This is a genomic window from Dermacoccus sp. UBA1591, from assembly GCF_002322065.1.
GTDB classification, from domain to species: Bacteria; Actinomycetota; Actinomycetes; order Actinomycetales; family Dermatophilaceae; genus Dermacoccus; species Dermacoccus nishinomiyaensis.
The window spans coordinates 1-14,143 of sequence record NZ_DCNR01000025.1 but is presented as its reverse complement, the minus strand read 5'-3'; the positions used below and the strand labels follow the sequence as shown (position 1 = coordinate 14,143).

Here is a 14,143-nt window from a genome sequence, read left to right as displayed (position 1 = left end):
GTCGATGACGACGACGCGGCCCGCTGCGCCGTCGAGCTCAGCCAGCGCCTGCCGCCACGCCGCGGGCGCGATGACGGCGACGCTGCCGTCGACCTGCTCGAGCAGGTCGCTGACGGCTTCGCGGGCGCGGGCGATGACGTCGTCTCGGCTCACGTCGATCGAGACGGGGTGAATGCCGGTCTCGCGCACGGCTTCGGGGATGTCGGCGTCGGGCACGTAGCGTCGGATGAGGTCGGCCGCGAAGTCGAAGATCTCGCGCGCGTTGCGGTAGTTCGTCGTCATGTGGAAGCTCTGACGCTTCTTCGTCCCGAAGGCCTCCTCGCGTGCCTCGGCGGCTTCGTCGAGGTCGGGCCACGACGCCTGCGCGAGGTCGCCGACGACGGTCCACGACGCGAACTTTCCGCGCCGACCGACGGCGCGCCACTGCATCGGCGACAGGTCCTGCGCCTCGTCGACGAGGACGTGACTGTATTCCTCGGCGCGCGTGAGGCGCCCGGCGAGCAGGCGCTCGCGGGCGTCGGCGGGCGTCACCTCGAAGCCGACCTCGCCGCCCTGACGGCGCGATCCGGTCACCTCGACCTCGTGGACGCCGTACTCGGTGAGGTTGTCGAACTCCTCGATCTCGTAGAAACCACGCTCCTCGCGGGCGGCCTCGGGCACCTCGGCGAGGCGGGCGAGCAGGTCGTCGACGAGCGCAACGTCGGCCACGGACCACTCGCCGCGCTCGACCGCGACGGCGATCGACGCGACGAGTTCCGCCTGCTCACCAATGCTCAGCACACCGCGTGCATAGCGCGCGAGCCGGTCGGCGTCACCGAGCCACAGCAGCACGTGACGCGGGTCGATCGGGCGCCACCAGTCGGTGACGAACGCCTCGACGTCGCGCGAATCCTCGAAGCGGTCGACGAACTCGGGGCGCTCCAGGTTCGTGTGCTCGCGCACCTGCAGCCACGCCGCGGCCGCGAGGGCCTCGACGACGTCGGCGGGGTTGCCGGCGAGCTTGTTGTGCTGGTGGTGGCTGAGCAGGCTCGCGCGGATGCGGCGCAGCTCGCGCTCATCGAGGTGGACGGCGAGGCCCGCGACCATCGTGCGCAGGCTCGTCGCCGCGTCGGGCGCGACGTCCTTCGCGGCGCGCGAGAGCACCTTTCGGATGCGCAGCCCACCCTTGACGGCGGCCGCGGCCGGCGCGTCGAGGCGCGTCGCCGTCAGCCCGCCGACGAGGTCGCCGAGCGCGCGCAGCGCCACCGAATCCTCGCCGAGCGACGGCAGGACGCGCTCGATGTACGCGGTGTAGGCGGCCGACGGGCCGACGACGAGGATGCCGCCCGACTCGAATCGGCGCCGATCCGAGTAGAGCAGGTAGGCCGCGCGGTGCAGCGCGACGACGGTCTTGCCCGTGCCCGGCCCACCCGTGATGAGGGTGACGCCGCGCGCGTCGGCGCGGATCGCCTCGTCCTGGTGGCGCTGGATCGTCGCCACGATGTCGCGCATCCGCGCCCCGCGCGAGCGCGTCAGGGCGGCCATGAGCGCGCCGTCACCGACGACCGTCATGCCCTCCGGCGCCTCCACCGTCATGAGGTCGTCCTCGACGCCGAGGACGCGAGCGTCACGGCAGCGCAGCACGCGGCGGCGCACGACCTTCTCCGGGGCGACGGGCGTCGCGCGGTAGAACGGTGACGCCGCCGGCGCGCGCCAGTCGATGACGAGCGGTTCGTACTCGTCGTCACGCACGCCGAGGCGGCCGATGTAACGCACCTCTAGGTCGTCACCCGAGCCGGTGGAGACGAACCCGCCGGGGGCGTCGTTCGCGTCCGCACCCGCCGTCATCGCGTGGTCGAGGTCGAGGCGCCCGAAGACGAGGCCCTCGAACTGCTGCTCGAGTGTCGCGCGTCGCTTGCCGGCGGAGAACATGAGCGCGTCGCGCTCGAACAGGCCGGCCTTCTCCTCGTCGCGCATGTCGCCGGAGCGGCTCGCGCGCCCGCGCGCGAGGCCTTCGGATTCGACGATGCCGACGCGCTCGCCGGCCTTCGCCAGTTCGGCGTAGACGCGCTCGACGTGCGCCTGTTCGATCGCGATCTCGCGGGTGACCTCGTCGGGTAGTTCGTCGACCTGGCCGGCCGGACGTCCCTCAACCGTGCTCACGCAGTGCTTCCCCTCGCCGTGCTGGCTCACCGCGCCGCCCGCGGATGACCCTCTACCTTAGAGCGTTCGTCGGCCCGCACGGCGCGTCGGGGTTCATGTCGCGACAGGGCTCACAACCAGCCGCGTCGGGCGGCCAGCACCCCGGCCTGAAACCGTGTCTGGGCGTTGAGGCGATCCATGACGCTGCGGACGCGCCGATCGAACGTGCGCTGGCTGACGCCGACGCGACGCGCCACGGTGGCGTCGGGCACTCCTGCGGCGAGCAGCGTCAGGATGAGGCGCTCCTGGTCGCTCAACGCATCCGACGTGGCAGCCTGCACACCGTCCGTGCGCTGGCGCGCCATGGACTGCGTCGACGCACGCGGATGGGTCGCGGCGAGGGGAGCGGCGAGGCGCAGCATGAGGTCGATCGTCGACGACACCGCCGCGACGAGTCCGGCGTCGTGCACGACGAGCCCCGCCACACCGCCACCGCTGACGGTCTCGATGACGGCCATCCCGTCGTCGTTGACGGCGGCGGTGAACGGAACGCCCGTCGCAAGGGTGACGCGGACGTTCGGCGTGGGTTGCAGAGAGGCGAAGTCGTCGGCGTCGAAGTCGGCGACCAGGCTCGAGTCGATGACGGTGTCGACCGTCACGAGACGTTGCGAGGCGCCGACGCGCCCGTCGCGTGAACCGGGCAGCGCGTCGAGGATGGGCGAGCGCGTCGCGATGGATCGCGTGCGCATGGCTCGCACCTCATGACGAGCGTTCGCGACGCACTGGGCGAACGCGAACGCGACCTCGCGCTCGCCGTCGAGCGCGTCGGTGCCTTCTAAAAGTCGGTTCGCGCCCGTGGCCTTCGCGGCGTTGCGGTGGGCGGCGACGAGGCCCGGCAACGCGGCGCGGATACTCGTCGCGCGTGACTCGAGCTGCCCCGCGAGGGTGGGCAGCGCTTGCTCCGGGGGCGTGACCCGCCACCCCGACGAATCCCGCTCGACCATGGCACGCGCGGTGAGGATGCGCAGGGCGACGGCGGTAGCCTCAACGGCGAATCCGGCTGCGGCGAGATCGGCCTCGTCGCACGCGCCGTGCATGAGCAGGTGGAGGTAGAGCTCGGTCGGACGGTGCTCGCCGATGAGGTCGGCGAGCGCGTTCGTCGTCGCAGCGCCCTCGGGCATCATCGCGGCGAGGTCGGCGATCGCGTCGGCGGGCGTGCCGCTGCCGGGGGCGTCGGAAGGCGCGCCGAGAGCGTCGGCGGGTGTGCCGGGCGCCCCGGAAGGTACATCGGTGGATGACTCATGGGGCATGACGGCCGCCTGTCGACGAGGGAGAAAGAAGTGGCGCTCTTGGCGAATGTTCGCCAATGACGTCATTCTGCCAAACCGTGAGCGAGCGGGTGCCCGTGGTCGTGCCATAGTGGGTCGTGCCGGCCCGTCCGGTGCGCGAAGGAGCGTGTCACCACCTCCCCCCGATGGTTCGACCCACTTCGCGCCAGGTGCGCGCCGCCCCGGGAGCATTTCCTCCCCCTGGGTTCCCGGGGCCGCGCGCGCCGCCTCCTCGCCGGTAGGGTTGCAGCCATGAAGGCTTTGGTCGTCGGAACGGGCGCGCGCGAGCACGCCATCGTCAAGGGGCTCGCAGCGGATCCGCAGGTCGACAGCATCGTCGCCGCCCCCGGAAATCCAGGCATGGCCGCCGACGCCCAGGTGCGTGACGTCGACATCCTCGACGGTGACGCCGTCGCCGAACTGGCGCAGGAGATCAGGGCCGACCTCGTCGTCATCGGGCCCGAGGCGCCGCTCGTCGCCGGGGTCGCGGACGCGGTGCGCGCAGCCGGAATCGACACGTTCGGCCCGTCCGCCGAAGCCGCTCGACTCGAGGGGTCGAAAGCGTTCGCGAAGGACGTCATGGCCGCCGCCGACGTCCCGACCGCCGGCGCGCACGCGTGCACGAACATGACGCAGGTCGTCGAGGCCCTCGATGCGACCGGCGCCCCGTACGTCGTCAAGGACGACGGGCTCGCGGCCGGCAAGGGTGTCGTCGTGACGAACGACCGCCACGAGGCGCTCGCGCACGCCCGGGCCTGTCTCGACGCCGGGTCGAGCCTCGTCATCGAAGAATTTCTCGACGGCCCCGAGGTGTCGCTGTTCTGCATCAGCGACGGTGCGACGGTCGTTCCGCTCGAGCCGGCGCAGGATTTCAAGCGCGCGCATGATGACGATGCGGGTCCGAACACCGGTGGCATGGGCGCGTACTCGCCGCTCGACTGGGCGCCGGCGGGGCTCGTCGACGATGTCGTGAAGCGAGTCGCGCAGCCGACGATCGACGAGATGGCGCGCCGCGGCACGCCGTTCGCGGGCGTGCTGTACGTCGGGCTGGCGCTGACGTCGGAGGGCCCGAAGGTCGTCGAGTTCAACGCGCGCTTCGGCGACCCGGAGACGCAGGTCGTCCTCGCGCGTCTGCGCACGCCGCTCGGCGGTCTGCTGCGCGCTGCCGCACGGGGTGAGCTCGCTGACTTCGGGCCGCTCGAATGGAGCGATGACGCAGCCGTCACCGTCGTCGTCGCGAGCGAGGGTTACCCCGCAAAGCCGGTGACGGGTGCGCGCATCGACGGCCTCGACGAGGTGAACGGCGACGGCACCGCGGCGGGTGACGGTGCGTACGTCCTGCATGCGGGGACGAAGCTGGGCAGCGGCGGCGGAATCGTCTCGTCCGGTGGGCGTGTGCTGTCGGTCGTCGGGCGGGGTGCGGATCTCGCCGCCGCCCGTGAGGTGGCGTACGCGGGCGTCGAGCGCATCACGTTGCCCGGCAGTCATCACCGCACCGACATCGCGCTCAAGGCACTCGAGGGTGAGATCACCGTCGAAGGAGAGCAGGCATGAGCGAGACACTCGACCTTCCTGGGTACGCGCACGTCTACTCCGGCAAGGTGCGCGACCTGTACGCGCCGCTCGACGCGGACGGCAAGGCTCGCGACGACCAGGTGCTGCTCGTCGCGAGCGACCGCATCTCGGCGTTCGACTTCATCCTCTCGACACCCATCCCCGACAAGGGCAAGGTGCTGACGCAGCTGTCGCTGTGGTGGTTCGAGCAGATGGCAGACCTCGTGCCCAACCACGTCGTCTCGACGGACGTGCCCGACGCCGTCGCGGGCCGTGCGGTGCTCGTCGAACGGCTCGACATGGTGCCGCTCGAAGCCATCGCCCGCGCATACCTGACTGGCGGCGGGCTCGCCGAGTACCGTGCCACCGGTGCGGTGTGTGGGGTGGCCCTGCCGGACGGCTTGGTCGATGCCTCGAAGCTCGAGACGCCGATCTTCACGCCGACGTCGAAGGCGGAGATCGGGGATCACGACGAGTCGATGACGTTCGACGAGGCCGTCGTGCTCGTCGGGCGGGAGCGCGCGGATGAGATCCGTGACCTCACCGTGCGAATCCTCGCGCGTGGCAACGAGATCGCTGCCGAGCGGGGCATCCTCATCGCCGACACGAAGGTCGAGTTCGGCGTGCGCGCTGACGGCACGCTCGTGCTCGCCGACGAGCTGCTGACGCCCGACTCGTCGCGCTTCTGGCCGGCCGCGTCGTGGCAGCCGGGGCGCGCACAGGATTCGTACGACAAGCAGTTCGTGCGGGACTGGCTGACGTCCCCGGCCTCTGGTTGGGACAAGTCGTCGGGCGAGCAGCCGCCGGCGTTGCCCGACGACATCGTCGCTGCCACGCGCGCCAAGTACATCGAGGCCTACGAAGCACTGACGGGCCGCACGTTCGCGTGACGGGTCGCAGGGCGGCAGGCGAGCCCGAGGTTCAGCGACCGGCCCACGGCATCAGTATCGGTGTCGATCTGGCTGCCGCCTCGGTCAACACCGCTGCGGTGGAGTTGGGTTGGGAGGGGGACCGCGCGACGATCGTCGACGTCTGGGGCGAGGGTCGTGAGTGCGTCAGCGACGCGGTGCTCGTCAGCCTCCTCGATCGCAGTGGCGCCGAGATCGGCGTCGGCTGCCCGTTCGGCTGGCCTCAGGAGTTCGTCGAACTCGTGGGTGATCAGGGTGGTGGGGAACCGGGCGGGTCCGAGGTGCGGGAAGCGTCCTACGCGACGCCGGACGAGCGCCAGCGCTTGGTCTATCGGGCGACGGATCTCGACGTCATCGAGGTGACGAAGCGCCACGGCTCGAGCGCTGATCCGGCGCGGCCGGCCGTCAGGCCGCTCAGTGTCTCGGCCGATCGCATCGCCCACGTGTGCGCACCGTGACGCGGCCCGTCCAGAGGGCTGGATCCACCTGCCGCTGCGCACGACGTGAGCGGGAATGGGGCGTTGTCGGTGGCGCCCGCCTAGACTCAGGGTGCTGGACACACCGCCTCTCACAGGGAGAACCCATGGGCCACGTCGTCGTCGACGTCATGCTGAAGTCCGAGATCCTCGACCCGCAGGGTCAGGCCGTCGCCGGTGCGCTGCCGCGCCTCGGTTTCGAGCAGTTCACCGACGTGCGTCAGGGCAAGCGTTTCGTCCTCACCGTCGACGGTGATGTGACGGACGCGCACCTCGCTGCGGCGCGTGAGGCGGCCGACAAGCTGCTGAGCAACCCCGTGATCGAGGACGTCGTCAGCGTGCACGACCTGAAGGACGAGCAGTGAAGATCGGCGTCATCACCTTCCCCGGTTCGCTCGACGATCACGACGCGAAGCGCGCCGTCCGCCTCGCCGGGGGAGACCCCGTCGACCTGTGGCACGGTGACGCCGACCTCAAGGGCGTCGACGCCGTCGTCGTGCCGGGCGGTTTCAGCTACGGCGACTACCTGCGCTGCGGCGCCATCGCGCGGTTCGCGCCTGTCATGGACGAGCTGATCCCTGCGGCGCAGGGCGGCATGCCCGTGCTCGGCATCTGCAACGGCTTCCAGATCCTGTGCGAATCGCATCTGTTGCCCGGCGCGCTCATTCGCAACGACCACCAGAAGTTCCTGTGCAAGGACCAGGTGCTGCGTGTCGAGAACACCTCCACCGCGTGGACGAACGCTTTCACGGCCGATCAGGAGATCACCATCGCGCTGAAGAACGGGGAGGGCTGCTTCGTCGCAGATGACGCGACGCTCGACCGCCTCGAGGGCGAGGGCCAGGTCGTCTTCCGCTACCTGCAGGGCAACCCGAACGGCTCGTACCGCGACATCGCCGGCGTCACGAACGAACGCGGCAACGTCGTCGGCCTCATGCCGCACCCCGAGCACTGCGTCGAGGAGGGCTTCGGCCCCTCGACCGACGGGCTCGCCTTCTTCACGTCCGCCATCACGGCGCTCGCGAGCGTCTGAGGAGACAGCACTGATGACTGAGATGAACACGAGCCCGGAGCCGGGCCAGCTCGCCGCTGCCGAAGAGGGCTTCAGCGCCGAAAGCCAGATCATCGCCGCGCCGAAGACGGACGGTCTCGACACGGTGAGCAAGGCCGAGGCGACGCCCGACGTCGAGCAGCCGTGGGCCGAACTCGGCCTCAAGGACGACGAGTACGCGCGCATCCGCGAGATCCTCGGGCGCCGCCCGACGAGCGCCGAACTCGCGATGTACTCCGTCATGTGGAGCGAGCACTGCTCGTACAAGTCGTCGAAGACGCACCTGCGCCGCTTCGGCGACCTGCCGAGCGAGACGCCGCGCGGCAAGCAGCTCGCCGGCATCGGCGAGAACGCCGGCGTCATCGACATCGGTCAGGGCTGGGCCGTCACCTTCAAGGTCGAGAGCCACAACCACCCGAGCTACATCGAGCCCTACCAGGGCGCCGCGACCGGCGTCGGCGGCATCGTCCGCGACATCATGGCGATGGGTGCGCGCCCGATCGCCGTCATGGATCCGCTGCGCTTCGGCGCGCTCGACCACCCCGACACCGCGCGTGTCCTGCCCGGCGTCGTCGCCGGCATCGGCGGCTACGGCAACTGCCTCGGCCTGCCGAACATCGGTGGCGAGGTCGTGTTCGACGACTGCTACCAGGGCAACCCGCTCGTCAACGCGCTGTGCGTCGGCAAGCTGCGCCACGAGGATCTGCACCTCGCCAAGGCCGCAGGCCAGGGCAACAAGGTCGTGCTGTTCGGCGCCAAGACGGGTGGCGACGGCATCGGCGGTGTCTCCGTGCTCGCCTCCGAGACGTTCGACTCCGAAGGGCCGACGAAGCGACCGGCCGTCCAGGTCGGCGACCCCTTCGCCGAGAAGGTCCTCATCGAGTGCTGCCTCGACCTGTACGCCGCGGGCGTCGTCGAGGGCATCCAGGATCTCGGGGGCGCCGGATTGTCCTGCGCGACATCCGAACTCGCCTCCGCCGGTGACGGCGGCATGCACATCGAACTCGACCGCGTGCCGCTGCGCGACAGCTCGCTGCGGGCCGAGGAGATCCTCATGTCCGAGTCGCAGGAGCGCATGATGGCCGTCGTCACGCCCGACAAGCTCGACGCGTTCATGGCGATCGCCGAGAAGTGGGACGTCGAGGCCGTCGTCCTCGGCGAGGTCACCGACGGTGAGAACCTCGTCATCACCTGGCATGGCGACGTCGTCGTCGACGTGCCGCCGCGCTCCGTCGCGCACGACGGGCCGGTCTACGAGCGCCCGCTCGCGCGACCCGAGTACCTCGACGCGATGCAGGACGACGTGTCGTCGCTGCTGCGCCGACCGGCGTCGGGCCACGAGCTGCGCGCGCAGCTGCTGCAGGTGCTGGGTTCGCCGAACATCGCCGACAAGTCGTGGATCACCGACCAGTACGACCGCTACGTCATGGGCAACACGGCGCTCGCCATGCCTGACGACGCGGGCGTCGTGCGCGTCGACGAGGGCACCGGGCTCGGCGTCGCGCTCTCGACGGACTGCAACGGCCGTTTCGCGAAGCTCGACCCATTCATCGGCGCGCAGCACGCCGTCGCGGAGGCGTACCGCAACGTCGCGGCCGCCGGCGCGACGCCGCTCGCCGTCTCCGACTGCCTCAACTTCGGCTCGCCCGAGGACGCGGGCGTCATGTGGCAGTTCAGCCAGGCCGTCGACGGCATCATCGAGGCGTGCCGCGCGTTCGGCACTCCCGTGACGGGCGGCAACGTGTCGTTCTACAACCAGACGGGTGACGTCGCGATCCACCCGACGCCCGTCGTCGCCGTCCTCGGCGTGCTCGACGACGTCAGCAAGCGCACGCCGTCGGCGTGGAAGGATGCGGGCCTCGCGCTCTACGTGCTCGGCGAGACGCGGGACGAGCTCGACGGCTCCGAATGGGCCGGCGTCGTGCACAGCCACCTCGGGGGCCTGCCGCCGATGGTGCACCTCGAGAACGAGAAGGCGCTCGCGTCGGTGCTCATCGACGGTGCCCGTGACGGCCTGCTCGCCGCGGCTCACGACCTGTCGTCCGGCGGTCTCGCGGTCGCGTTGGCTGAAGGCGTCATGCGTCATGGTGTCGGTGCGTCGGTGTCGTTCACCGACAACGCGTTCGTGTCGCTGTTCTCCGAGTCGGCCGGTCGCGCCCTCGTCGCGGTGGCACCGGAGCACGTCGAGGCGTTCGAGGCGCTCGCGTCGAAGGCCGGTGTAGCCGCAGCGAAGATCGGCGAGACGGGTGGCGACGCGCTCGCCGTCGGCGACCTGTTCTCGATCCCGGTCGCCGAGCTCTCCGAGACGCACCAGGTGCCGCTGCGAAAGATCTTCGGCTGACGGCCTGCGCATCGCTGACGGTTGGTGCGCGCTCGTTCGAGAGGCCCATTCCTGGAACCAGGAATGGGCCTCTCGACGTGTTCACGAGGTGCGGGTCCAGGCGTGTGCCCCATCTCGGCTCGGCTGCTCGGATTGGGGCTGAAACTCTGCCATGCCAGATTGCGGCTCTCAACCGGCGAGTCGGGGTCCGAAACTCTGCCATGCGGGATTGCGGCCCTCACGGGTTGGGCGTGCGACGGCGGTGACGCGGCTGGCAGCGCGGGCACCAGAACAGGTTGCGGCCCGCGAACTCCTCGTGTGCCACGGGCGTGCCGCAGACGAGGCACGGTTGCCCCGCGCGTCGATAGACGTAGACCTCGCCGCCGTGCTTGTCGACGCGCGGATCACGCCCCATGGTCTCGGGCGAGTGTTCGTCGCGGACGGTGTCGATGCGGCCGTCGCGTACCCCGAGCGGCATGAGCGCGACCAGGTCCGCCCAGATCGCGTCGAACTCGGTGCGGCGCAAGAACTTCCCCGGCATCTTCGGGTCGAGGCCGTGGCGGAAGAGCACCTCGGCTCGGTAGATGTTGCCGACGCCGTTGAACACCTTCTGGTCCATGAGCAGCGCAGCGATCGGCGTCGACGTGTGGCGGATCCGCACCCACGCGACGTCAGGGTCGGCGTCCACGCGCAACGGGTCGGGCCCGAGCTTGCCGACGATCGCCGCCACCTCGTCCGGCGTCTTGAGCGCGCAGACGTTGGGGCCACGCAGATCCATGACCACACTGCCGCGCGCATCACCGTCGTCGGACGATGCTCCGAGACGCCACCGGATGGCGCCGGTGATCGGCGCCTCGCCGGGCTCGACACCGTACGTCCAGAAGAACTTTCCGAGCAGACCGAGGTGGATGTTGACGCGCCTGTCGAGCCCTTCGAACGCGACGAGCATGTGCTTGCCGTAGGCCTCGGCGTGATCGAAGGCACGGCCGTCGATGCGCGCTGAGCTTTCGGCGAATCGGCCCTGGGGAGAGGACGATTTGATGATTCGCCCAGCGAAGTTGTCGTTCATCATCCCCGCGATGCGGTGCGTGACGTGGCCCTCGGGCATCGTTCTCCTTCGTCGTGGCGGTGCAGCCGATCGTGTCACGCTCGCAGCGTCAGCGCACTCGCCACGCACCGAGCTGCGGCGGGACGGGGGAGCGTGCCGCGTCGTTGTCGGTGAAAGGGGCGGCCGCCCGCAACATCCGTGCCAGCTCGGCGCCGCGCCGGACGCCCGTCGGCAGGGGCGCACGAGCGGCGGCGCGGGTGACGGCGTCGAGGTCGAGGGCGCTGGAGTCGGCCGACGCGGCCAGCACGACGTTGCCGAAGCGCTTGCCCTTGAGCACCTCGTGCGCCCCGACGATGACGGCGTGTGGCAGCACGGCGGTGAACGTCGCGGCGGCGCGTGAGTTCCACGCGAACCCTGGCTCGTCGGCGAGATTGGCGATGAACACGCCACCCGGCTTGAGCACACGCGCGACGTCGGCCGCGAACGTCGGGCTGACGAGCTCGGCCGGCACGCGTCCGTCGGCGAATGCGTCGAGGACGATGACGTCGGCCGAGTCGTCCTTGAGAGCTACGACGCCCGAGGCGCCGTCAGCCGGCCGTACCCGGATGCGATGCGTGCGGGGCAGGGGCAGTTCGCGACGGACGGCGTCGGTGAGGCGGACGTCGGGCTCCAGGACGATCTGCGGCGAACCGGGGCGGGTCGCCTCGACGTAGCGTGCCAGCGTCAGCCCTGCGCCGCCGACGTGCGTGACGCCGAGCAGGGACGGCGCGGGCGGCGTCAGCGCGTCGAGCACGAGCGCGAAGTGCTGGACGTACTCGAACTCCAGCAGCGTCGGATCGTCCGGGTGGACGTGCGACTGTGGGTGCCCGTCGCGCATGACGGTGACACCGCCGCGCTCGTCGGTGATGAACTCGAAGGGGTCGCCGGCGGCGGTCTCAGGGGCAGTCGTGGGGATGCGTCGGCGAGCCATGCGACCAATGTAGGCGGTGCGAATGTGGACGAAGATCGCCGATGGGGACAGGAATCGCGAAGGTGGACAGGAATCGCCGAGTGTCCGTGGTTCGCCGATGGGAACGAGAATCGCGGAAGGGGGACGCCCCTAGGATGGGGCGCATGCCACCTCGTCGCCGCATCGCGCCAGAAGCGGGTCGCGCCGCCGTCCTCGCCTGGGCCGCGAACCCCGCTGACACGGCACGACCCACCACCGCCCTCGCCGTGCGCTACACGCTCGAAGAGCTCGGTATCCAGGTGCCCGGCCGCACCGTCGAGGTGCGCGTGCCGCCGTTCGGCGCCGTCCAGTGCATCGAGGGCCCGGTCCACACGCGCGGCACGCCCCCGAACGTCATCGAGACCGACGCCGTCACCTGGCTCGAACTCGCCACCGGCCGCCTGACGTGGGACGCCGCCCGCGCCGAGGGGCGCCTGCGCACGTCGGGGCAGCGCGCCGACGTCTCGGCCCAACTGCCGCTCGTCCCAGCCTGACGGGACTCGCAACGGTGCCGGGCCGGCCAGCAGCGCCGGCCGCGGCCCCGCCCCGCCCGGGAGGCAAACGGAGCCTGGAGGATGGCGGGTAACTCACAGGTCTGCGGGCAGTTACCTGCCGACGTGTGAGTTACTCGCCATCTTGCGGTCAGGGGAGCGTGTGCGGACCCGCGCGATGTGCGCAGGGTGCCGAAGGGCTCGGTCAGGCGGCCGAGGACGGCGATGGCCGCCCACCTTCGAGGTGAGCGGCCATCGTCAGGAGCTGAGTCGATCAGCGCTGGGCGGGGTCCCAGTGGCGGAACATCGCGGCCTTGGCGGCGTCCACGCTCGTGAACCACACCTCGGCCTCGGTCTGCTCGTAGCTCGGGCTGTCGGGCGTGTGGAACAGCATCGTGTCCGCGTTGCCCTTGATCGTGTACGCCGGCGACGGCGCCGAACCGTCCTCGTTGGGCTCGGCCGAGCCAGGACCGAACGGACCGTCAGCCACCTCGGCAGCCGAGACCTCAGCCGCCGTGGGAGCAGCCTGCAACGGCGAACCGGCGCCCTTCGGCGACTGCCCCGACTCGCTCGATGAAGCCGTGTCGTGAGCCAGCTCGTCGGACGTGAAGTCCTGCAGTGGCTGAGCGGCGTCGTCGGTGCGGACGTCGGCCTCGACCGCCGTCTGCGAGGCGCTCGCGGCATCTTCGGACGCCGGCGGCTGCGCCAGCGTCGTCGTGGCGGCGTTCGACGCAGCGCCCGTCGTCGACGTGGACGGGTCGGCGACGGGCTCGCTCACACCGACACCGGCCGACTCCGCAGGCGCTGCGGCCGCGTCGGTCGTCGACGTGGACGGGTCGGCGACGGGCTCGCTCACACCGACACCGGCCGACTCCGCAGGCGCTGCGGCCGCGCCGGTCGTCGCCGGAGCGAACTGGTCAAGCTGGTCCAGCGGAAGCGGCTCGGTGCCCCAGTCGTCGCCGCCCGAGGGCTTCGGCGCAGCAGGGGTCGTGGCGGGTGCCGACGCGGCGGCGTCCTGCGCTCCCGAGCCCGCGTGCTTGGACTGCGTCTGCGTCGCGGTCGAGTCGGCTTCCGCGGAACGGTCCGACGCGTCGGTCGCCGTGTCGTCCGACGAGCGGCCCGACGCCATCGCGGCAGCGGCGGCCGCCCCTCCCGCGACACCGGCCGCAACCGCAGCACCGGACGTGCCGTGGTCGGTGGTGTCAGCGGCCTGTTCGGACGGGCGTGTGGCGGCGTCAGTCGTCGTGTCGTTCGTGCTCGTCGACGCGGCCTGAGTCGACGTCGAGTCCGCCGCCGGGGTGGATGCTGCTTCGGCAGCGGCCTTCTCGCCGTCAGCTTCGGGAGCAGCCGGGGTGCTCGGGGTCGAGTCAGCAGCGGTGGACGCGGCCGCAGGGGCAGCCTTCTCGTCCGTCGCTGCGGGCGCTGCCGGGGCGAGCGAGTCGAGCTGGTCGAGCGGCAGCGGCTCCGTTCCCCAGTCATCGCCACCCGACGACGCCGGTGCGGGTGTCGGGGCCGCGGCAGGTTGGCTCGTCGCCGTGTCCTGGGCCGGCGCGGGGGTCTCGGCCTGGGCCGGATCGCTTGCCGGGGCAGCTGCCTGCGGCTGCGCAGCGGGGGCGGGAGCGGAGTCGTCGAGAGCCGGGGGAGCAGCGTCCCAGTCGTCGCCACCGGAGGCGGCGGGTGCGGCTTGCGGTGCCTGGGTGGCTTCGGGTGTCTGTTGCGGCTGCGCGGCCGGAGCCGAGTCGTCGAGTGCGGGCGGCGGGGCGTCCCAGTCGTCGCCGCCGGAGGTGGCGGGTGCGGCTTGCGGTGCCTGTGTGGCTTCGGGGGTCTGCTGCGGCTGGGCGGCCGGAGCCGAGTCGTC

The 14,143-nt window shown here is 71.1% G+C and carries 12 protein-coding genes; 7 read left to right on the top strand and 5 right to left on the bottom strand.

Features of this window, described 5'->3' with window-relative positions; all coding sequences use genetic code 11:
- On the bottom strand, nucleotides 1-2,142 hold a 2,142-nt coding region (locus tag B2284_RS02910; protein WP_286697161.1), incomplete at its 3' end, for a HelD family protein.
- Nucleotides 2,143-2,252: 110 nt separating this feature from the next.
- Nucleotides 2,253-3,431: a response regulator transcription factor gene (locus B2284_RS02905; RefSeq protein WP_172462994.1), complete on the bottom strand. Its 1,179-nt coding sequence runs from the start codon at nucleotides 3,429-3,431 to the stop codon at nucleotides 2,253-2,255.
- Nucleotides 3,432-3,701: 270 nt separating this feature from the next.
- Between B2284_RS02905 and purD the strand changes: the two genes are divergently transcribed.
- The 6 genes from purD (at nucleotide 3,702) to purL (ending at nucleotide 9,779) form a co-directional block, all read left to right on the top strand.
- Nucleotides 3,702-5,003, top strand: a complete 1,302-nt coding sequence (gene purD / locus B2284_RS02900; protein ID WP_286697160.1) for a phosphoribosylamine--glycine ligase — start codon at nucleotides 3,702-3,704, stop codon at nucleotides 5,001-5,003.
- A complete protein-coding gene (locus B2284_RS02895; protein WP_074045687.1) occupies nucleotides 5,000-5,893 on the top strand; it encodes a phosphoribosylaminoimidazolesuccinocarboxamide synthase in 894 nt (297 codons plus the stop codon). Before purD ends, B2284_RS02895 begins: the two co-directional genes overlap by 4 nt.
- Nucleotides 5,890-6,369, top strand: coding sequence for a DUF429 domain-containing protein (locus tag B2284_RS02890; protein WP_074045686.1), 480 nt, complete (start codon nucleotides 5,890-5,892; stop codon nucleotides 6,367-6,369). Before B2284_RS02895 ends, B2284_RS02890 begins: the two co-directional genes overlap by 4 nt.
- Before the next feature lie 125 nt (nucleotides 6,370-6,494).
- On the top strand, nucleotides 6,495-6,752 hold the full coding sequence (purS, locus tag B2284_RS02885; RefSeq protein ID WP_006945329.1) for a phosphoribosylformylglycinamidine synthase subunit PurS: 258 nt from the start codon (nucleotides 6,495-6,497) through the stop codon (nucleotides 6,750-6,752).
- Nucleotides 6,749-7,420, top strand: coding sequence for a phosphoribosylformylglycinamidine synthase subunit PurQ (purQ, locus tag B2284_RS02880; protein ID WP_006945326.1), 672 nt, complete (start codon nucleotides 6,749-6,751; stop codon nucleotides 7,418-7,420). The genes purS and purQ overlap by 4 nt, the downstream gene beginning before the upstream one ends.
- A gap of 13 nt (nucleotides 7,421-7,433) precedes the next feature.
- Nucleotides 7,434-9,779, top strand: coding sequence for a phosphoribosylformylglycinamidine synthase subunit PurL (gene purL / locus B2284_RS02875; RefSeq protein ID WP_240742513.1), 2,346 nt, complete (start codon nucleotides 7,434-7,436; stop codon nucleotides 9,777-9,779).
- A 217-nt stretch (nucleotides 9,780-9,996) separates the two neighbouring features.
- Here the strand turns inward: purL and B2284_RS02870 are convergent, their stop codons facing one another.
- Together B2284_RS02870 and B2284_RS02865 are read right to left on the bottom strand one after the other, a co-directional pair.
- On the bottom strand, nucleotides 9,997-10,866 hold the full coding sequence (locus B2284_RS02870) for an Fpg/Nei family DNA glycosylase (protein WP_074045685.1): 870 nt from the start codon (nucleotides 10,864-10,866) through the stop codon (nucleotides 9,997-9,999).
- 49 nt (nucleotides 10,867-10,915) lie between these two features.
- On the bottom strand, nucleotides 10,916-11,776 hold the full coding sequence (locus B2284_RS02865) for a spermidine synthase (protein ID WP_074045684.1): 861 nt from the start codon (nucleotides 11,774-11,776) through the stop codon (nucleotides 10,916-10,918).
- Between the two features lie 143 nt (nucleotides 11,777-11,919).
- On the opposite strand from B2284_RS02865, the gene B2284_RS02860 reads away from it, so the two are divergent.
- The gene (locus tag B2284_RS02860; RefSeq protein ID WP_006945324.1) at nucleotides 11,920-12,288 is read left to right on the top strand and encodes a sterol carrier family protein; all 369 of its coding nucleotides are present in this window, start codon (nucleotides 11,920-11,922) and stop codon (nucleotides 12,286-12,288) included.
- Between the two features lie 271 nt (nucleotides 12,289-12,559).
- Here the strand turns inward: B2284_RS02860 and B2284_RS02855 are convergent.
- A partial coding sequence (locus tag B2284_RS02855; RefSeq protein WP_476728564.1) for a sunset domain-containing protein occupies nucleotides 12,560-14,143 on the bottom strand: 1,584 nt, incomplete at its 5' end.

Bases quoted from the DNA above. Each gene is read 5' to 3' on its own strand.
- B2284_RS02905 (WP_172462994.1), bottom strand. From the start codon at position 3,431: ATGCCCCATGAGTCATCCACCGATGTACCTTCCGGGGCGCCCGGCACA.
- purD (WP_286697160.1), top strand. From the start codon at position 3,702: ATGAAGGCTTTGGTCGTCGGAACGGGCGCGCGCGAGCACGCCATCGTC.
- B2284_RS02895 (WP_074045687.1), top strand. From the start codon at position 5,000: ATGAGCGAGACACTCGACCTTCCTGGGTACGCGCACGTCTACTCCGGC.
- purS (WP_006945329.1), top strand. From the start codon at position 6,495: ATGGGCCACGTCGTCGTCGACGTCATGCTGAAGTCCGAGATCCTCGAC.
- purL (WP_240742513.1), top strand. From the start codon at position 7,434: ATGACTGAGATGAACACGAGCCCGGAGCCGGGCCAGCTCGCCGCTGCC.
- B2284_RS02870 (WP_074045685.1), bottom strand. From the start codon at position 10,866: ATGCCCGAGGGCCACGTCACGCACCGCATCGCGGGGATGATGAACGAC.
- B2284_RS02865 (WP_074045684.1), bottom strand. From the start codon at position 11,776: ATGGCTCGCCGACGCATCCCCACGACTGCCCCTGAGACCGCCGCCGGC.
- B2284_RS02860 (WP_006945324.1), top strand. From the start codon at position 11,920: ATGCCACCTCGTCGCCGCATCGCGCCAGAAGCGGGTCGCGCCGCCGTC.